Genomic DNA, 20,554 nt, shown 5'->3' with positions numbered 1-20,554 from the left:
TGTTACGCCTCATAAGACTGATCACTTTCCTCCGTTTTTTCCGCAAACAGCCGAATGACGAGCGGAAGCGCCGCCGCAATCAGCGTAATGATCGCAAGAACCGTTACCCCCATCGCAAACAGATGGCCCGTTCCGTATTGAATATCGATATAGACTTTCGAAACCGGACTGTCAAAGGTGAAGTTCGGCATAATCAGGTCGATCAAAGGCGCCACATAAAAGAGAATGAGCGCTGATGATGCGATCCATCCGGTAATCGAGCTGAAGACAAAGGCTGCCCGGATAAAAGCTGAACTCGCCGCAAGCAAGAGAATCGTAAAGACTGACCATTTAATCGTCTGATCGTCCGGAAGCGAGTAGATATTCAGACCGAACAGACTGATCATCAATCCGACCATAATGTTTAAAATCCCAAAGAGCGCGCCTTTGACAAGAAGCGGCGCCTGCTGATAATACGAGCTGAAATAGCCGATCAGAAGACTGCTGATCAGGACGATCACCAAAATGACGACCGGCGGAACATTCTGAACCCGGTCTTCCGGCACCTCTCCGCTGATTTTAAGCGGGTTGGCGAGATAATCATAAACGTAGCCGTTTTCCTGTCCGTCAACGAGCGCGTTCCCTAAAATGCCGTACACGTCATTTCTGATCAATTTCGTGGAATTGACGTTTTTGCCCCAGTTGCTGTTCAGGGTGTCCGCTTTTTGCTGGACGTCATTTACGCTTTGCTGCATATTGTCGGTATAGCTGATGATGCCGGACTGGCGTTCTGACAGATGGCCCATCGTGTCAGACATTTGCAGGACTTCGCGGCCGACGGTATCCTGAGCGCCGAGCGCCATCGTTCCGGTTAATCCGTCTCCGCTGAATGCGGCCGCTTCCTGCACAGCGCCTTCAGCCAGCTGATCGGATGCTTTCGCCGCGCTGTCTGAAATGCTGGCGAGCTCATCGAGCACTCCGGCTTGTTCATCTCTGATATACGAGCTGTAGTTATCCGAGAATTCGGTCATGCCTTTAATGAAATTGCTGATGTCTTCATCTGTCTGCATCTTGTTGTTTTTCAGGTTTTCCCAGCTTGCCGTTTCCACCGGTTTGATGGCGAGAACGGTTTGAACTTCGCCTTGCTGGGCTTTCAGCACCCTGTTTTTCACATCAGGCAGCGAGCCCGCGTCAAGAGAGTGATAAAGTGTCGCCTCATACAGGGATAAATCATTATAGTAACTCATTAAATCGGATATTTCTTTTGTATTGATATCAGCGGCAAATATCTGTTCAAGAGCAGATTTGCGGCCGCTATCCAATGACGGGTAGTTCAAAATGTTCTGTTCTGTTCTTACAATCATTCTGTAAATGGTATTGAAGTCTTGTTTTCTCTTTTCTACTGTTTTTTCAAGATCTTCCTGTAATTTCTCCGCCCGTTTTTCAACTTTGGCAATCTGCTTTTTAAGGCCTTGGATTTCTTCATCAAGAGCATCGAGACGTTTTTTCAGTTCTTCATTATGAGTCTGCTGTTTCTCTTCCAGCTCTTTTTCAATTTGCTGAATCCGCTCTGCGGCTTGGTTCAGCCTTTCTTTCGCCTCAGATATGTCTGTGCCGCCGTCCCCTTCAGAATCGTTCGGATCGTCCGCCGGCTCATCAGCAGGCGGAGTGACGTTTTTAGCGGCTGTCGCGGTCTGGACGGTTTTTGGCTCCTGATCGCCTGTGTTATCAGAAGCAGGCTGCTCTTCTTTTGTGCCGTCTTCCGTTTTTCCGTCTTCTCCGGGATTCGTTCCGTTATTCGGATCGGTATCGCCGGAGTTTTCACCGTCATCGCCTTGGCCCGGGTTTTCGGGTTCCGGTTTTTCTTTTTCCGGTTCTTTTAATCCGTCAGAAATGTGATTGATTTCAGCGGAGATGCGTTTTAACTCGTCACGCTGATCGTCAAGGTCAATTTTCAGATCGCCGGGTTTTTCTTCTTCCGGTTTTTCTTCTTCTTTCGGTTCATCCGAGCCGTCATCCCCCGGGTCCTTTTCCGGAACGGTTAATGCCTGCCGATCCCTTTTCATAAGGGTTTGGATGCTGTTCAGTGTTTCAAATCTTGCTTGAGCTTTATATTGAGTCAAATAATTGTCCAGTAAATTGGATTGAATATTCGCCATCCCGCGTTCCTGATCAGGAACCTGCGCTTCTCTCACCTGTTGGGCGGCAAAAAGAGCCGATCCCGTCTGGGCAAGCTGTGTCTGCGCCTGGTTTATGCCTGAAGACAGCCCGCTCATCATCGTGCTGAACTGGTTGGCGGCCTGCTGTGCTTTAATGGCATTCAGTCCGGTTGTGATTTGCTTTTGATTTTGTTCCTGCGCGGCCATCAGCAGTTTTTTCTGATTTTCTTGATATTGTTTATAGCGCTCGACCGTATCGGCAAAGTCTTTGAGCGTGGTTTTGGCTTCATCTGCCGAGGTCAATTTTTCTTTTGCCGCGCCCTGCGCTTCATTCATTGATTTTTTCAGTTCGTCAATCAGGTCTTTTTGCCGTTTGATTTCACCTGCCAAGTCATTGGAGCTCGGCTTGTAAAAATTGTACATAACGTTTTGAAATTCTGATTCTTTATTGACGATCTTGTCAAAATCGCCTCGGACATTGTTCACTTTTTGTGAGACGAAATTCCAATATAATGCCGACATTTTTTTATTCATTGATTTTTGGGCGTCTTCTAGCTCACGCTGCACTTTTTCTTTGTTGACGGCGTTCAGGTTGCTTTGAATATTGAATGTCAGCGTGGCTTTTTGCGGACGCTCCTTGTCATAGCTTAAGATATCTTTTGAAAAATCGGATGGAATGTAAACGACGGCGTCATACTTCTTAGCCGCCAGGCCGTTTTCAGCCGCGCTCCTGTTGACAACCGTCCATGAATAATCCGGACGGCCGCCGAGAGCGGCCGCTACTTCTTTGCCGAAATGGACGGATTCCTCTTCCTCATTTTCATCTGTTTGTAAGCCCATGTCTTCATTCACGACTGCGATTTGGCGGGTGGCGTTGATTTTTTGTTTTCCCGGGTCATCGCCGATAAACCGGAAAAACAGCACCGGCAGCAGCAGAATGATGACGACCGCGGCTATTAATTTGATCAGGCTTTTTCGTTGTTCAGTCATCTGACGGCCTCCCTTTCCGCTGAACATAAAGGTATTTGGATTTTTTGCTCCTTCCCGTTTTCAACCAAATAGCCGAAGCCCGGCTGAATGTCCGGTTCCTGCCTTTGGTAAGGCAGCGGAATGACATTTTGTTCGGATTTTTTCACAAGCAGCATCGCGTGGCGGATCTGTTTCATTTCCGTCGTTAAGGAATCATAGCCTTTTGAGAATTCGCTGTGATTGCCCGCCGGAATAAAACTGAAGCCCACATGCGCGTAAGATTTCATAAACATCGCCAGTTTGTCCTGAATGGCGGTGTCGATCGTCTGCTGGAATCTTGTAATGCCGTCGGCCATTAACACGACCGGAGAGAAACTGAGTTTGTGCACATCGCCATTTTTGACGGCCTGCGCATACTGAGCTTCGCGCTCCGTGAAAATGGCTTCTGCCGTTTCGATCCACTGCCGGACGTCTTCTTTTGTGTCCAGATAGCTGACCTTTGTTTCCTGCGCATACTGCGACAGTCCGCGGTCAATCGAGTCAAACAGCCCGACCCGTTCCGTACCTTCACGCAGCAGGTGATTCAGCATCACTTTCAGGATGTTTGTTTTTCCACGCTGTGTCTGGCCCAAAATAAGACAATGTTTATTTTTGCCCAGATCAAAGTACACAGGGCTGACCTTTTCCTCATGAAGCCCGACAGGAATGCGGAACGGTTCTTGTTCCGGGCCGAGACGGAGTGAAAATTCGCCGGCCGTCAGCCTATCCGGAAGCATCGGAATCGGGTCTGGGCCGGCTGTTCCGGCGTGGCGTTCAGCTAATGCTTTGACATCGGCTTTCAGCGCCTGGAACATCTCGAGGTCATTTTCCGCTTCAGCCGGAAGAAACATTTGCGCGAAATACAGTTCTTCTTTTTGGATCATGACGCGGCCCGGGATCGGTTCGAGACTGAACGGCGGACGCCCGTAAATGGAGTATCCTTCTGACTGATCCATTAAATAATGGACGACTTTCGTTTTTATGTTGTTTAACAGCGACTGGCGGACGGCGTTTACCCTCGTTGCGGTCAGCAGGAAGTAAATGCCTAAGCTTTGCCCGTCGCGTGAAATCTGGATAAATTCGCTTTCCAATTCATGCATTTCATCTTTTACGATGTCGAAATTGTCAATTGTGATAAATATAAACGGCAGCTCTTCTTCACTGAGCGAATTGTACATTTTGATATGGCTGACTTCTTTTTCTCTGAACAGCCGTTTCCGCCGCTCGATTTCTTCCTTGATGCGGATCATGAATTTTTCGATCTTTCTCATTTGATCCATTAAGAAATAGTCTGCGGTGTGCGGAAGCTTTGCCAATGGCAGAAGCGTGCCGTTTCCGAAGTCAAAGATGTACATATGAAGCTCTTCCGGCGTGTATCCTTCCGCGAAGTTCATCAGGAAGGTGATGGCAGCCACTGACTTGCCGTAGCCGGATGAGCCGAAAATGCCGATGTTGCCGTCATCCATCATCGTATAAGCGAGAGGCGCCTGTCTTTGCTGATCAGGCTCATCCACGCAGGCGATGAAGAACCGGTCTTTTTCCTGCGCAGGGTAAAGCGTGCGCGGGATACGTTCGGCAAGCGGCGGAAGCCACGGGCTCGGCAGCTTTTCAATGCCCATTTCATTTTGAATCCGCTCGATTTCTTCGACTACGGCTTCTATTTCTGCCGGGGCGTCTTTTTTCGCCGCATCATCCGCATCCACCTCAGACAGCGGAATTAAGCCGGTATCGGTAACGATGGCAATGTCATCCTCGGTGCCGTATACATCTTCCATGTAAGGGGCGCCGCTCCAGGCAGACTGGAACTGCTCATACACTTCGTTATTTCCGACTTGCAAGTAGCCGCGTCCGGTGACCGTAATATTCGCCGCATCACTGTTTTTCAGGATTTCTTTACTGTCACTTGCATCCTGCACTTTCAGCGCGACCTTAAAGCGTGAGTTGCTCCATATTTGGTCGTCAATGATGCCGCCCGGCTTTTGCGTGGCGAGAATTAAATGCACACCAAGGCTCCGTCCGATGCGGGCCGCGCTGACAAGCTCCCTGATAAAGTCAGGCTCTTCGCTTTTCAGCTCGGCGAATTCATCTGAAATCAAAAACAGGTGCGGCATCGGAATATCCGTTTCTCCCTGTTTATACAGCTTTGTATAGTCATTGATGTGATTGACGCGATATTGATCAAACAGCCGCTGCCGTTTTTTCAGCTCGCTTTTAATGGATGCAAGCGCCCTGATACTGAAGTTTCTGCTTCCTTCAATATTCGTGATGGTTCCGAGAAGGTGCGGCATCTTGCGGAACGGCTGGGCCATTCCTCCGCCCTTATAGTCAATCAGCAAAAACGCCGCTTCATGCGGGTGGAAATGAACGGCCAATGACAGGATGTACGTTTGCAGAAATTCACTTTTCCCGGAGCCGGTCGTTCCCGCCAGCAATCCGTGCGGCCCGTGCGCTTTTTCATGCAGGTTTAAATAGACGATGTCGTCTTTTCCTTTATAGCCGATCGGAACAGCCAGCGATTTTGCAGACTCACTTGTCTCCCACTTCTGCCTGATGCCGATTTCTTTTACTTCCTTCGCATGAAACAGCTCCAGAAATGAGACCGTTTCAGGAATGGAATTCGTCATTCCGACCTGATGGTGCAATGTCCGAAGCGTCCGGGAAAACCGCTCGTTGTTTGTCCGTTCGTGCCTGTCCAGCTTAAACGGGATCTGTACCGCTTTTTTCTGCTGAATGAGAATGTCTCCCTCATCTTCATTAATGTAGCGTACGAGGGTGTGAATGTTTTCCGCCAGGCTTTCCTTCGTTTCCGCGGCGATGATTGCCGAGATGCCGAGATGCTCATGCCGGCCTTCGATGTATTCTAAAATGACGTGCTCTGCGATCAGCTGCTGATTTGTGATGACAAAGACAAAATGCGGCTGGAAGATCTTCTTTTCTTTATCTTCTTCCAAATCCCGCTCCCGCAGCAGCTCGTAAATGGACGATAACAATTGATCGCGGGTCTGTTCATTGTAAATAAATCCTTTCGCATACATATGAGGCAGCTGAAATTGCGGCAGCCACTTCATCCATTCCCATTCCTTATATTCGTCCTCATGAAAGATAAAGACAAATCGCAGGTCATGGTAGCTGTTGAAGAACGCGAGCTGGCCGATCAGCTGGTGAATTTCATTTTTGACGATCTGGGGTTTCCCGACAAGCCCCATCGGCCCTTCTTGTAAATCAACGGTCACGGGCGCATGGCGGATATCTTTATACACACGCTGCATGTGCTGCGACTGCTCCATCAAGTCATCCACATCACGGTTCGCCAGGTCTCCGCCGCTCATTGAAATCTCGTAGCTTGCCGGGACCGTGCCCGTTCCAAGCCGAAGCATCAGAAAATCCCTGCTTTCCAGCGATTTCTCCCAAATGCGGCCGCTGATTTCAGAAGTTAAATATTTCATTTTTTCAAACGGGGGAAAATGATGCGTCAGCACTTGCAGCTGTTTTTCCGACAGCGTCTGAAGCTCTTCCCGTTTGCTTTCCAAATACTGCTTGTACACACGCTCCCGTTTTTCCTCCCGTTTTTTCCGCTGGTTTTTTTCACGGAAATACTGCACGGTGGACGTAATGAGAGTCATCATAAACATCGCCAAAGAGACAAGGATGAATATGCCCCTCGGCTGTATAATGGCGACAACCCCCATTACAATCAGCATGACCAAAGGAGGCAGAATGACGAGCCACAGCCCCCGGTTATTCTGTTCGCTTTCCTGCGAGGGAAAGCTGAATGAAACGCGGTCTTCTGGAAGATCGTAGACCATGCGCGGCGTTCTTCGATATTGCGGGTATTTCTTTTTCATTTCGGTGCTTGGTTTTACCGTTTTGGTTAAACCGGTTTGAAGCTTTTCGTGATGAACGACTTCTAAAAGGTCGTCCTCCGTCAGCCTCACACGCAGAAAATTCCACAGCAGCTCATCTCCCGTGCGGAGCCTTTCGGGAGCTTCTGCAAGCTTTCCGTTCACATAAACGTCCTGGCCATCAGGGACGACAGACCAGCATCCTGCCGACTTTCGCAGATAAAAAGCCCCTGTTTGAGCGGAGGACGGCTCTTTGTATATATCCGCTTCCTCTGTTTCTGATGAGAAAACGATCTCATCCTTCCCGCCGATAAAATAGACGGAGGATTCTTCCCGGTCAGGGGTGAGCAGAAGCCGCATCGTCTCTTCTTCAATCCGGCAGGGCATTTCATTTCCTATTGTCAATTCGCCGGCACAGTTATTTCCCAGGAAAACATCATAACGATCTGTTTCTTTTCGATAAAGGGTTGCGGCGTTTTGCCGTAACGGAAGTGTGCCGAACGTGATTGTATCTTTCATATCCGGACCGATCGTAATCGGCTGAGACGGCGGGAGTTCAGACAGCTGAATCTTTTGTACGTGCTCTCGGTAAAAGACCCATAACAGACTCATATGGCGAACCTCCTGACAGCCTGATCGTTACCTGCGGCCATTTGATGTGTGCTGTTATTTTTTTTCATCTTTTTTCTCATCTTTCTTGTCGTTCTCTTTGTTATCTTTCGCTTTGTCTTGTTTGCTTTCATCCTGTCCGGCGGAAGCTTCGGCGGTGTCACCGTTTTCCTCCGCTTCTTTATGCTGCTCCTCCGCCTCTTTTTTCGCCTTCGCAAGCTCGCTTTCCACGGCGTCCAGTTCTTTCTGCTTTTCGTCGTCTTTCATACTGTCATCCGCTAATAATTGCTGTTTATATTTTGTAAGTCCGAGCCAGATGTACGGGTTGTACTCAAGATTGCGGCCGATTTTGATGGCTTCTTCATTTTCCCCTCTGCCGATATCAATCCAATAAAGGAAATGCTTCGGGTCTGATTGCAGCGTGACCAGATTCCCGATGTTTTTCCGCTGCTCTTCCCTCAGATTTTCAACTGCCACATAAGAGGAAGCAAGCTCGTACTGCACAGATTCCGGGAGGCTTTCCGCATCGTATTTGGCGAGTGTGTCAATGACTTTGCTGTACTGCTGATTTAAAAAATAGCGGTTGCTTTCCGTAATTGCCTCTTGCTTTGGCTGGGCGAAAAACAGAACGTATAAGGAGTAAAGAAGTGCCGGCACAAGGAGGACGGCAAGCGCCAGACCGGCGTATCTTTGGATTTTCCATTTCTTTTTCGGCAGTTTTATGTATGTCTTGTCCCTTTCTTCGAGGGAATCAATTGCGGTTTGAATGGTTTCTTCCAGTTCTTCAATCGTCTCCGCCTCTAGCACGCTTTTCACCTCAGGAGAGAAGTGAAGCGTCTCCTTGTACTTCAAATATTCATCGAAGGTGTACGCCCCGTCAGCTGCAAGCGCCGCACAGGCTTTGAGCTCTTTTAACACCCTTTCTCTATCTTCCTCATAAGGCGGAAGGCTCTCCTTTACGCCGTAATGAAGAAAGTAAGGCGTCAGCGCTTTATCAAACACGATATTTTCAGGGGCGGCAATCAGATTGAGACGTTTCAGCTTATGCTGTTTCACGGCTTGGACGAGACGGTAGGCAAATTGCCACCTGCTTTTTTTATCTTTTCCTTTTATATAGCGGAAAGCCTGATAAGAAGAAGGAGGTTTGATTGTGATGGTTACTTCGTCTTCTGAAACTGAGACCTCTTTTTGAAAAAAAGGATCAGCATCTTTAATCACGTTTGCTTCCAGCCCGTCAAGAAGCTTGATTTTTTCCCGCTGGAAGGTGAACGTGAAGCCTGATTCGGTTTCTTCCCGGACGGCATCTAATTCTGTTTCTAAATAAGATCTGTTATGACCTGTCATTCCACCATGTCCTTTCATAAAATTTCAAGGCGGTCTCCGTTCGTAATGCCGCAGTCAGATAGCTTTTGTTCTCCGGAAAAAACCGCTTCTTTATTGACCACTCTGATCCAATAGCCTTCACGCGGCGGAACGGATACATGCTGAGCCTGCCGGGCAATATCAATGACTTTTTTCACAGAATGGTAATCTGACAATCTGAGATCGAAGACGCTGCCGTTATAATGTGTTAAATCTATTGTAATATCGATATACATATTCATATCACCCTTACATAGAAAGAGCGCCGTCTTCTTGATTGAATCAGGCGCTCCGTTTCTTCATTCATCTTATTATCCGCGAATTTGGTTAGCGATATCTTGGTCAGTAGACTCAAGCGTATTTGCCGTTTGATCGAGCTGATGATTCACATCTTGAAGCAATTCAGACATTTTAATAAATGAAGGTTTCAGCTGCTCATATTGATCTGCAAATGCTTCACTTGAAGCACCTTCCCACATGCTTTTCAAATCAGAAATCATGCGGTTCAGGCGGTCAACCTGATTCATGACTTCCTGACTTTCAACGCCATATTGCTTAGCCATCGCTCTTAGCTCTTCGGGTGTGACACGAATTAATCCAGACATATTCCTTATACCCTCCTGTGTCATCAGCCTAAATATGGGCTAATTCACTTATTTTTTTAACGTCATTATTATAAAAACAACCATTCGGCACAGTCAAACAAATCTGTTTTAATTTTACAAAATGAGTCTTATGATATATTGGATTTTTCGTCACATTTACACATTTTGTAAATGTAGTAGTATGATTTTCTTATTATTTTCGTTTCCGCCGAATGATCTTATTGTCCTAGTCTATTTCCCTGCAAAGATGCCTTTCAGTCTGAAAAGCAAGATGGTAAGATCAAGATATGAAGCTATGAAAAAGTAGGGATACAGATGACCAATCCAAAGGATCCATTTAAGTACAGTTTCGACAGGCTTGAAGATGTTGCCGACCATATCAGTGAAGTTCTTCAATGCCCCATTACAATAGAAGACGTTAATCATAAACTGCTTGCATACAGCACGCACAGCGATTGTACAGATCCGGCCCGGACGTCGACGATTATCGGGCGGAGGGTGCCGGAAAAAGTCATCAACAAACTGTGGAAAGACGGAACCATTCCGGCGCTTTTAAAAACGGACCAGCCGATCAAAGTGAAAGAAATTGACGAGGTGGGCCTGAGCAACCGCGTGGCGATTTCCATCTGGAAAAACAGTCAGGTTCTCGGATTTATTTGGGCGCTTGAGATCAAAAAAAAGCTCAATGACGAAGATCTGAAGACACTCCAGCTGGCAGCCAAAGCGGTGCGGAACAAGCTTTTGCACCTGCAGATCCGCAAAACGAAAATCGAAGAGCGGGGCCAGGAGTTTTTTTGGAAAATGCTGACCGGCCATATTTATCAGGAAGCCGAAATGGCCGAAGGGTTTCATAAGCTCGGGATGGCGCTGCCATCCGTGTTCAGCGTCATGATCATCCGTTTAAATGATGAGCTGACTGAAAAGACAGAACAGCAGCTGCAATATTTGCAGGAAACGACACAGCAGATTCATGTCATGCTGGCGACTGTTGATTCAAATGAATTAATCTTATTAGCCGCGCCGAAAACCGATCAGCCTTTTAAAGATTTAAAGCACTTCGCCCTTCATATTCAAAAACAGCTGAAGGAACGGTATAAAATTGAAGATGCGTCGATTGCGGTCGGCGGTATTTACGAATCGATTTCTTATGTTTACCGCTCCTATCAGGAAGCGCTTTCCGTATTAAAAGCGAAAGAGCGGTTTGTGAGAGAAACCAAACACCTTTTCAGCTTTTCGGAACTCGGCATTTATCAGTACCTGGATGTGTTGGATGAAAAACGCAAGCACAGCGGCTATATGAACTATTCCCTCTCAAAGCTTGAGCAGTATGACAGGGAGCACCAAGCCGATATGGTAAAAACGCTCGAACATTTTATTGATGCCGACAGCAACGTCAACACTGCCGCTAAAGCGCTTAACATCCATGTCAATACATTGAATTACAGGCTGAAAAGAATCAGCCAGATCGCAGAAATCGACTTAAAAAATGTGAATGAAAAGTTTACGATTTACCTTGATATCAAACTTCGCAGCATGGGTTCGTGAAATTTCACAAATCCGTGTTTTTTTATTTTCTGTTTCAAACAAAGAATTTTCGCAAAAATCGCGCTACACTTGAAGCATCACACAAACATTGGGGGAAACAGACATGATTATCGGGGTTCCAAAGGAAATCAAAAACAATGAAAATCGAGTGGCATTAACACCTGGAGGCGTTTCACAGCTTATCGGAAACGGCCATCGGGTTCTTGTGGAATCCGGAGCGGGACTCGGAAGCGGCTTTACAAATGAAGATTACGTATCAGCAGGGGCGGAAATTCTGGAGGACAGAAAGCAAGTATGGGATGCGGAAATGGTCATGAAGGTAAAAGAACCGCTGGCTGAAGAGTATGCGTATTTCCGTCAAGGTCTGGTCTTATTCACTTACCTTCATTTAGCTGCAGAGCCGGAATTAGCTAAAGCGCTTACAGAAAAAGGCGTGACAGCTATCGCGTACGAAACGGTAACGGACGGACGTTCCCTTCCGCTGCTTACGCCGATGTCCGAAGTGGCCGGCAGAATGGCCGCTCAAATCGGAGCTCAGTTTCTTGAAAAACCAAAGGGCGGAAAAGGAATTTTATTAGCCGGCGTACCGGGTGTATCCCGCGGAAAAGTCACGATCATCGGAGGGGGCGGCGTCGGAACAAATGCCGCGAAAATGGCTGTCGGACTCGGTGCCGATGTGACAATGATCGATTTGAACGCAGACCGCCTGCGTCAGCTTGATGATATTTTCGGGCATCAGATTAAAACATTGATGTCAAACCCTGTAAATATTGCAGATTCCGTCGCGGAAGCGGATCTTCTGATCTGCGCCGTGCTCATCCCGGGAGCCAAAGCGCCGACTCTCGTTACGGAAGAAATGGTTAAACAAATGAAACCGGGTTCCGTCATTGTTGATGTTGCCATCGATCAGGGCGGCATTGTGGAAACCGTTGATCATATTACAACCCACGATAATCCGACTTACGAAAAACACGGCGTCGTTCACTACGCTGTCGCCAATATGCCGGGCGCCGTACCGCGTACGTCTACGCTCGCATTAACGAATGTAACCGTTCCTTACGCGCTTCAAATCGCCAATAAAGGCGCGGCACAGGCCATTGCAGACAGCCCTGCGCTTAAAGCGGGCTTAAATACGGCTAACGGACATGTCACGTATGAAGCGGTAGCCAAAGACTTAGGCTATGACTACGTGCCTGCTGAAAAAGCAATGCAAGGTTCGGCTGCAAAAGCTTAATAGATATGAAGAGGACAGCCTGATCAGCGGGCTGTCCTTTTTTCTTTCTCATAAAAGGAAAAACGGCCCCCTGTCTCGAATATCAATTCATATCCCGGAAGAAAAAGGAGGATTCATATGGCTGTTCAGCACTATGGTGTATTAAAAGGCACTGTGTCAGATATGAAAAGGGAAACAGATGATGATTCTCCGCATTTTCAAGTCGAGGTGCTAGGCGAGCCTGATACGCGCTATCGCTGTGCGATCAATGTCATGTCAAGTTCAAAAGAATCAGAGGTTCTGTATGCGGCACGCGATCATTTTGACGCAAGCACGATCACCCTGCTGCCCAACATTCCGTATGGATATACCCCAATTGATGAAACCAGCCGTGAGCTGGCGCTGGATTATGTCCGCGGCGGATTGTTTGATCCCCGGAACATGGTGCCCCTCCCGCATGAAGTCACCGGTCCGGATAATGACTTAAATGACTTTATTGAGACGTACATGCAAAAAGCCAAATCAGAAAAAGCCACCGTCTATATTTACGGCTCTAAATTCGGGCCGGAGCCGGGCGCTGATAAGATTTTCGGGTTCAAGCCGACAAACGGCATGCATAATATTCATATGAATCAGGGAAACCCAATTGATACACGCTGGAAGAAGGATAACGGAACGTGGCACGACGGCGGTATTTTAATCCAGTTTGCAGACCAGTGGGCCGCGGTCTTTTTGGCTTTTCTGTCTCAGTCATGGTGCACGAATGAAGAAGGCCACCCTTATACATTTTGTGATCATACACAGCTTAACGGCTGATGTCCGCATAAAAAGCCTGCCGAAATAACGGCAGGCTTTTCTTATTACATTTTAGCGGCTTCGGCCTGTTTCAGGCTTTCCGGCCTCATATCACGCCAGTTTGTTTCAATATATTCGAGACAAACGGGGCGGGTTTCATTCGTGAGGCGGGTTTCCCAGCCGTCCGGCACATCCAGATAGGCCGGCCACAGTGAGTACTGGCCTTCAGCATTGACGAGCACATGGTATGAGCCGTCTTCCCGTTCAAATGGATTTGTCATATCATCTCTTTCCTTTCTTTACCGGACTGTACGCCGTCCGTTTAATTTCTCTGCCAGAATCGCGCCGATGTCGGCAAGCGGGCCCGGCTGGCACATATCTTTATGGCGGCAGTCTAAGTCATACCGCTCGATTTTCCCGGTAATATACGGTTTCCAAGTATCCGGCTCAATTGGGTCAAACCACTCCGGAATAATCGTTGATCTGAAGAACAGCACATCTCCGTGGAACGGTTTCGGCTTGTATGTTCCTAACAGCCCGACAGAATTAATGTACGTATCTTTCAGATTCATCATCACTGACTCGTCCAGGCTGGCTAATGCGCTTCCCTCACGGCGGAGAATGGTCAGCGCGGTGTCAAAATCAAGCGGCTGATCCCCGAGGCTGTCCGGGTCGTACCCTCCCAGGGCGAGCAGCGCGATGACGGCTTCCTCGTCATCAGGCGCATTTTTTATCGGCAGAAAATGATTCGGATACGCGTCAAGCATCACCAAAAGCGAAACCTCTTCACCCCGGCTCTGTAATTGTGTCGCCATGGCCTGAATGACATTCCCTCCGAGAGACCAGCCGAGCAGACGGTACGGCCCTTTCGGCTGCACGGTACGGATTTTTTCAATATAATCCGCCGCCATGTCATCTAGGCTTTGCGGAAGCGATTCTTTTTTTCCGATGCCTCTCGCCTGTAAGCCGTATATCGGATAATCAGCCTCTAAAGAAGACATCAGCCCGGCATAACACCAGCTGAGACCGCCGGCCGGATGGACACAGAACAACGGTGTTTCTTCTCCTGCCGTTCTGAGCGGAAGAAGAACATCAAGCGCGCTTGCGCCCGTTCCTGACTCAAGTCTTTCAGCAAGACTTGCCACCGTAGGAGCTTCAAATAATGTTCCGATACTCAGCTCGGCTCCCATCGCTTCCCGAATACGGCTCATTAAATGAACCGCAAGCAAAGAATGGCCGCCTAAATCAAAGAATCTGTCATCAATACCGACACGCGGCAGGTGAAGCACCTCTGCGAACAGCTCACACAGCATTTCTTCCTGCGGCGTTCTCGGCCCCCGGCCGGTGACCTCCGTTTGGAAGTCAGGCGCAGGGAGCGCTTTTCGGTCAAGCTTTCCATTCGGTGTCAGCGGCAGTTCATTCATTTGGACAAAAGCTGACGGAACCATGTAATCCGGCAGGCTTTCTTCGGCAAACCGGCGCATGTTTCCCGTGTCCAAGGTGCTGCCGGCAGATCGGACAAGGTAGGCGGCCAGCCGTTTATCTCCCGGCCGGTCTTCACGGACGACTACGGCGGCATCCTCGATATCCGGATGTTTGACGAGAACCGCTTCGATTTCTCCCAATTCAATCCGGAAGCCGCGGATTTTAATCTGGTGGTCCGCCCTGCCCATATAATCAAGAGAACCGTCCGTCCGCACACGGGCTAAATCCCCCGTCCGGTACATTCTCGTTCCCGGCGGGCCGTACGGATCAGCCACAAAGCGTTCGGCGGTCAGGCTTTGCCGCCCTAAGTAACCGCGTGCCACGCCTCCTCCGGCCACATACATTTCGCCCGTGATGCCCGGGGGCACAGGCTCCAGCCGGTCATCAAGCACATATACGTTCAGATCAGGAATGCCGCAGCCGATGAGGCTGTTTGCTCTCAGCTCGGCAATGTTTTTGTCTAATTCAAGGTAACTGACGTGCACCGTCGTTTCCGTAATGCCGTACATATTCACGAGCACCGGCTGATTGTCTGCGTGGCGGCTGTACCAATCCTCAAGCCGGCTCAGCTCAAGCGCCTCGCCGCCGAAGATGATATATCTGAGTACGAGCTGACGGCCCAGCTCTTTGTGTTCTTTTTCCGCATGCATCAGCTGGTAAAACGCTGACGGCGTTTGGTTAAGCACGGTTACCCGCTCTTTCACGAGGAGATGTAAAAACGCTTCCGGCGATCTGCTGATGTCATGCGGCACGACGACGAGACGTCCGCCGTGAAGCAGCGGCCCCCACATTTCCCAGACAGAGAAATCGAAAGCGTAGGAGTGAAACATCGTCCATACATCATCAGAATGAAAGTGATACCAATGCCGCGTCGACTCAAACAGCCGGATAACATTGCTGTGCGGAATGATGACACCTTTCGGCACACCTGTTGATCCCGACGTGTAAATGACGTAGGCCGGGTGAAGCGGTGACAGCGGCCGAATCCGGTCAGCGTCCGCAGGGTTCGTGACGGCATATTGCCGAAGTGTTTCTTTGTTCTGCGGATCATCCAGGATGAAGGCCGGCATGCCGCTTTCGATAGAGAGCTTACTTGCGCCTTCACGGTTGGTAAGCATAAATACGGGCTTGGCATCATGTAACATAAAAGCAATGCGGTCCGCGGGATAATCAGGATCAAGCGGCAGATACGCTGCCCCCGTCTTCAGGACGGCTAACAGCCCGACAATCATATCTAAAGAACGCGGCAGCGCCAGTGCGACAAACTGCTCCGGGCCGACGCCGCGGGCAATCATCATGTGCGCGAGCTGATTGGCTCTTTCATTCAGCTCTTTATAAGTGAGTCCGCTCTCTCCAAATACTGCCGCCGTTTCATCCGATTTTGCGGCGGCCTGTATTTCAAACAGTTCAGGCAGTGTCTGCCGAGGCTGAATATGCTGTTTTGCCCGTTTAACCGGCAAAAGCTTCCGGCGCTCTTCATCAGAAAGAATGGTTAAGCTTCCGATCGGTTTTTCCGGATGTGATGCGGCATCTTCGAGCAGAAGAAGCAGGCGTCCGGCAAGTGCTTCAGCCGTTTCTTTTCTAAATAAGTCCGTACTGAACTCCAGCAGGCCTTCAATACCGGCAGGCGTGCCGTCGTCATGGCGCTGTTCAGCCAATTCCAGCGTCAAATCAAATTTGGACGATCCGACACTGCTGATTTGCAGGCTTGTTTCCATATCAGGAAGACTGAGTACAGGGTCAGGCGTATTTTGGAATGCGAGCATCACTTGGAACAGCGGATGTCTTGACCGGGAACGAACCGGATTCAATTCTTCCACGAGACGTTCAAACGGCACGTCCTGATGTTCATATGCTGCGAGATTCATTTCCCTGACCCTTTCAAGAAGCTCACAAAAGCTCGGATCGCCAGAGGTATCGGTTCTCAGTACGAGTGTATTAATGAACATACCCACAAGGTCTCCCAATGCGTCATCACTGCGGCCGGCTATCGGACTGCCGATCGGAATATCGGTCCCTGCACCGAGCCGGGTCAGTAACGCGGAAAGCCCTGATTGAAGCACCATAAACAGGCTTACGCGCTGATTTCTGGCAAGTGAGAGAAGACGGGCATGAAGCTCTTGGCCGATGTTGATCGGAATGACGCCGCCCCTGTAGCTTGATTCAGCGGGACGCGGAAAATCAGACGGCAGCTCCAGCTGATCCGGTACATTTTCAAGCGTTTTCTTCCAGAAATCCAGCTGGCGCGCAATTAAGCTCTCAGAATCAGACGCGCTGCCTAAAAGCTGCTGCTGCCAAAGCGCATAATCCGCATATTGAACCGCCAGCGGCGCCCATTCTGCTTTTTCACCTGTTTGCCGGGCGATATAGGCTATGGATAAGTCACGCATGAGCGGATTCAAGGACCAGCCGTCACCTGCAATGTGATGCAGGAGAATCATCAGCGTATACTCGCCGTCACCAAGATCAAACAGCTCGGCTCGGACGGCCGGCTCTTTAGCGAGATCAAACCGATATCGTGCCGCAGCGGCAAGCATGTCTTGGAGCTCGTTTTTGTCTGCACGTGTCACTGTAAACACAGGGCGGGCTTCTTCAGCAGATAAAATGAGCTGATGAGATGATCCCTTATTTTCCGGAAAAACGGTGCGCAGGCTTTCATGACGGCTGACAACATCGTAAAAGGCGTGTTTCAGCGCTGATTGGTCAAGCTTGCCTGACATGCGGACAATCACCGGAATGTTGTAAGTCGGGCTTGGCCCTTCAAGACAGTAGAGAAACCATAGACGCAGCTGCGCAAATGACAGCGGGATATGCTCCGGCCGGTCAAACGGCTTGAGCTTAGGCCGCGCACTCTTTGCGGTATCAAGCTGTGCGGCGAGCCCGGCAACGGTCGGCGTATCAAACAGACGGCCGATGCCAAGCTCTGCGCCCATCGTCTCCCGGACCCGGCTCATCAGGCGTCCGGCTAAGAGCGAATGTCCGCCCAATTCAAAGAACCCGTCATCAATTCCGACCCGTGCAAGACCGAGAACCTCGGCAAACAGATCGCATAATATTTCTTCCTGCGGCGTCCGCGGCCCTCTGTCAGACAAGACAGCGGAAAAATCAGGTGCAGGCAGAGCGCTGCGATCGAGCTTCTTATTCGGTGTCAGCGGCAATTCTTCCAGCTGTACAAACGCGCCCGGCACCATATAATCCGGCAGGCTTTCGCCCATATATTCACGAAGTCCGCCGATATCAAGGGGCTGATCCGCGACAGCATAAGCCACCAGCCGCTTATCTCCGGGCTGGTCTTCACGGACAATGACGGCGGCCTGCGAAATACCCGGATATTTCGACAGCACTGACTCAATTTCTCCTAATTCTATCCGGAACCCGCGGATTTTAATTTGGTGATCGGCTCTGCTGATATAATCAAGCGAGCCGTCCTCACGCCAGCGCACGAGATCTCCCGTCCGATACATCCTCGCGCCTGCGGGCCCGTACGGATCGGCAATGAATCTTTCCGCTGTTAAATCAGGACGGTTATAATAACCTCTGGCAAGCCCCTCCCCCGCGATATAAAGCTCGCCCGCGATTCCCGGCGGGACGGGCTGCAATGCGGCGTCCAGCACATATACCCGCGTGTTCCAAATCGGCTTTCCGATCGGAGGCGCCCCTGTATGGCCTTTTGCAAGCGGCTGTGCGGCCGACCAGATTGTTGTTTCAGTCGGCCCGTACAGATTCGTCACCGTACAGCCTGATTCAAGCAGAGCATGCATAAGCGCATTCGGAAGCGCCTCACCTCCGACAAGCACCTGCAGCGCCCGGAGAGAATCCGGTTCATTGGTGACTAATGAATGCCACAATGTCGGCGTTGCCTGCATGATTGAAATATCGTATGAGTGAATCATGTGCGCAAGCGCCCGCGGTTCCTGAATCGTCTCTTTACGTGCGATGACGCACCCCGCCCCGCTGATGAGCGGAAGGAAGAGCTCAAGTCCGGAAATATCAAACGCCGCAGTCGTAACGGCAAGCAGGCGGTCTTGTTCGCCGAGCGGGAACATTTCCCGCATGGATAAGAGGAAATTGCTTACGCTTTTTAATGTCACGACTACGCCTTTCGGTTTGCCCGTTGAGCCCGATGTATAAATGATATAAGCGGGGTGCAAAGGCGAACATTCCGCCTGAGCGGGAAAGTCAGCATTTTGAGCGACAACGGTTTTTACCGTATCCGGGTCATCGAGAATGATCCTTTTTGCATCACTGTCTTCCGGCATGCGGCCGGATAATTCCATCGTTGTAATCAGGCATGCAGGCTGTGCATCTTTGAGCATGTATGTGATCCGCTCAGAAGGAAAATCAGGATCAAGCGGCAGGTATGCGGCTCCCGTTTTCAAAACGGCCAGCATGCTCACGGCCAACTCCTGTGACCGCGGAAGCAGCAAAGCGGCAAATTGTTCCGGTCCGAGCCCCTTTTCCTTTAGCATGCCGGCAAGCTGGTTCGCGCGCTTGTTCAATTCGGCATAGCTGAGCTCTTCGTTTTCGGTGATGATTGCCGGCCGGTCCGGTGTTTTTACGGCCTGTTCGTAAAACAGCTCCGGCAGACTTTTCTGCTTCTCGGCCTTGCGCGTGTCATTCCAGCTTTCCAGTACGCGGAGACGTTCACTTTCAAGCAGAAGGTTGAGTGTGCCGATTTTTTGTGTCTGGTCTTTCACAGCGGATTCCAACAGAAGCAGGAATCGTTTTTGATGGTTTTCAATATCTTCGGCGCTGTACACTTCCGGATTCGCATCAAAGTCCACACGCATTCCGCTTCCGTCCGCTCTGTCGTAAACGTTAATTGACAAATCATCAACGGGCCCGGCTGATAAATTATGAACGGTGCCCGGCGCTCCGGCGAAATCAAGCGCGTAATCAAACGGCATCACATTGACTTGCGGGCCGAACAGCCTGCGATTTTCTCCGAGCAATTTAAGGTCGCGGCGCATATCTTCATGGCGGTATTTCTGATGGCGCCGAATGTTTCGGATTTCTTTTGCCACTTGGCTGACGGCCTCATGAAAATTCATATCCGGGCGAAGAGAAAGCCGTAAAGGCAGAAGATTCATGACCATACTCGGAATATTCAGTGAAATCGAGCCGATCCGCCCCATCATCGGTAAGCCGATCACGATATCCCCTGCGTTTGTCATCCGATGGACATATACCGCCGCTGCGGCCGTGACGGCTTCATGCCAGTTCGGAATCGCTTTTACATGCTGTAAAGCCGTTTCAGAAAGATAAGCCGTGCTTCTCCAAAAACGTGTTGACGTTCTCGGCGCTCTTTCCGCCAAACTGACGACATCAGGTTCATCCGCAAATTTCTCCATCCAAAATTCCCGATCTTTCAGGAATTGATCAGACGCGCGGTACTCTTGATCTTCTTTTACCAGCTCCTCCAAAGAACCGAAGGAGCGCCCATTATCCGGACGTCCCTCCCGTATTGCGGTGTACACTTGCGCCGTACGCCGTGCCAGCAGTGAAAAACCGTAGCCGTCTATCGCAATGTGGTGAATGCGCTGATACCAGAAAAAGCGTTCCGGTCCCGCCTGAAATAAAATGTCGCGGAACAAAGGCCCGGCCGCCATATCGACGGGCTCAGCCAAATCTGTCTGCATGAGTCTGAGTGCGGCCTGCTTCGGATCAGCTTCTGAACTCACATCTATGACATCGATCGCAGCCTCAAATGGAGGATTGATGATCTGCTTCGGCCCGTCTGCCCCCTCTTCGAAGCGGGCGTGTAATGACGCGGCTTCTGTCAGCACGCGTTCGAGAGCGGTTTTAAATATGTTCACATCGATCGCGCCGTTTATCTCAACGTACTCGCCTGTATTGTAAATCGGATTATCAGGATCAAGCTGCTGCGCAAACCAGATACCGGCCTGTGCGCCTGTCAGAGGCAGCTGTTGTGTATCATGCATTCTATTCTCT

The 20,554-nt window shown here is 49.8% G+C and carries 10 protein-coding genes; 3 read left to right on the top strand and 7 right to left on the bottom strand.

Annotated elements, in window-relative coordinates:
• Positions 1 to 2: 2 nt before the first annotated feature.
• The 5 genes from esaA to K3G25_RS14245 form a co-directional block, all read right to left on the bottom strand.
• The gene (gene esaA, locus K3G25_RS14265) at positions 3 to 3,128 is read right to left on the bottom strand and encodes a type VII secretion protein EsaA (protein ID WP_232489361.1); all 3,126 of its coding nucleotides are present in this window, start codon (positions 3,126 to 3,128) and stop codon (positions 3 to 5) included.
• On the bottom strand, positions 3,125 to 7,600 hold the full coding sequence (gene essC, locus K3G25_RS14260; protein ID WP_053285186.1) for a type VII secretion protein EssC: 4,476 nt from the start codon (positions 7,598 to 7,600) through the stop codon (positions 3,125 to 3,127). Before essC ends, esaA begins: the two co-directional genes overlap by 4 nt.
• A gap of 54 nt (positions 7,601 to 7,654) precedes the next feature.
• Complete coding sequence (gene essB / locus K3G25_RS14255; RefSeq protein WP_061861493.1) at positions 7,655 to 8,941, bottom strand: type VII secretion protein EssB; 1,287 nt, start codon at positions 8,939 to 8,941, stop codon at positions 7,655 to 7,657.
• A 14-nt stretch (positions 8,942 to 8,955) separates the two neighbouring features.
• Positions 8,956 to 9,195, bottom strand: a complete 240-nt coding sequence (locus tag K3G25_RS14250) for an ESX secretion system protein YukD (protein WP_007408690.1) — start codon at positions 9,193 to 9,195, stop codon at positions 8,956 to 8,958.
• A gap of 75 nt (positions 9,196 to 9,270) precedes the next feature.
• On the bottom strand, positions 9,271 to 9,564 hold the full coding sequence (locus K3G25_RS14245) for a WXG100 family type VII secretion target (protein WP_015418116.1): 294 nt from the start codon (positions 9,562 to 9,564) through the stop codon (positions 9,271 to 9,273).
• Positions 9,565 to 9,879: 315 nt separating this feature from the next.
• On the opposite strand from K3G25_RS14245, the gene K3G25_RS14240 reads away from it, so the two are divergent.
• From K3G25_RS14240 to K3G25_RS14230, 3 genes are all read left to right on the top strand, one after another.
• The gene (locus K3G25_RS14240; protein WP_232489360.1) at positions 9,880 to 11,109 is read left to right on the top strand and encodes a sporulation transcriptional activator AdeR; all 1,230 of its coding nucleotides are present in this window, start codon (positions 9,880 to 9,882) and stop codon (positions 11,107 to 11,109) included.
• Positions 11,110 to 11,212: 103 nt separating this feature from the next.
• Entirely contained in the window at positions 11,213 to 12,343 is a 1,131-nt protein-coding gene (gene ald / locus K3G25_RS14235) for an alanine dehydrogenase (RefSeq protein ID WP_003152011.1), read from the top strand.
• A 117-nt stretch (positions 12,344 to 12,460) separates the two neighbouring features.
• Positions 12,461 to 13,138 (top strand): YukJ family protein, encoded by a 678-nt coding sequence (locus K3G25_RS14230; RefSeq protein ID WP_113766682.1) that lies wholly within the window; start codon positions 12,461 to 12,463, stop codon positions 13,136 to 13,138.
• A 44-nt stretch (positions 13,139 to 13,182) separates the two neighbouring features.
• On the opposite strand, the gene K3G25_RS14225 is transcribed toward K3G25_RS14230, so the two are convergent.
• Together K3G25_RS14225 and K3G25_RS14220 are read right to left on the bottom strand one after the other, a co-directional pair.
• The gene (locus K3G25_RS14225) at positions 13,183 to 13,398 is read right to left on the bottom strand and encodes an MbtH family protein (RefSeq protein ID WP_007408694.1); all 216 of its coding nucleotides are present in this window, start codon (positions 13,396 to 13,398) and stop codon (positions 13,183 to 13,185) included.
• A gap of 18 nt (positions 13,399 to 13,416) precedes the next feature.
• Entirely contained in the window at positions 13,417 to 20,544 is a 7,128-nt protein-coding gene (locus tag K3G25_RS14220) for an amino acid adenylation domain-containing protein (RefSeq protein WP_232489359.1), read from the bottom strand.
• Between the last annotated feature and the right edge of the window lie 10 nt (positions 20,545 to 20,554).

The organism is Bacillus sp. FCW2, assembly GCF_021228595.1.
GTDB classification, from domain to species: Bacteria; Bacillota; Bacilli; order Bacillales; family Bacillaceae; genus Bacillus; species Bacillus velezensis.
This window is presented reverse-complemented; position numbering and strand designations above follow the sequence as displayed.

Bases quoted from the DNA above. Each gene is read 5' to 3' on its own strand.
- K3G25_RS14225 (WP_007408694.1), bottom strand. From the start codon at position 13,398: ATGACAAATCCATTTGAACGGGAAGACGGCTCATACCATGTGCTCGTC.
- K3G25_RS14250 (WP_007408690.1), bottom strand. From the start codon at position 9,195: ATGTATATCGATATTACAATAGATTTAACACATTATAACGGCAGCGTC.
- K3G25_RS14230 (WP_113766682.1), top strand. From the start codon at position 12,461: ATGGCTGTTCAGCACTATGGTGTATTAAAAGGCACTGTGTCAGATATG.
- essC (WP_053285186.1), bottom strand. From the start codon at position 7,600: ATGAGTCTGTTATGGGTCTTTTACCGAGAGCACGTACAAAAGATTCAG.
- ald (WP_003152011.1), top strand. From the start codon at position 11,213: ATGATTATCGGGGTTCCAAAGGAAATCAAAAACAATGAAAATCGAGTG.
- esaA (WP_232489361.1), bottom strand. From the start codon at position 3,128: ATGACTGAACAACGAAAAAGCCTGATCAAATTAATAGCCGCGGTCGTC.
- K3G25_RS14245 (WP_015418116.1), bottom strand. From the start codon at position 9,564: ATGTCTGGATTAATTCGTGTCACACCCGAAGAGCTAAGAGCGATGGCT.
- essB (WP_061861493.1), bottom strand. From the start codon at position 8,941: ATGACAGGTCATAACAGATCTTATTTAGAAACAGAATTAGATGCCGTC.
- K3G25_RS14220 (WP_232489359.1), bottom strand. From the start codon at position 20,544: ATGCATGATACACAACAGCTGCCTCTGACAGGCGCACAGGCCGGTATC.
- K3G25_RS14240 (WP_232489360.1), top strand. From the start codon at position 9,880: ATGACCAATCCAAAGGATCCATTTAAGTACAGTTTCGACAGGCTTGAA.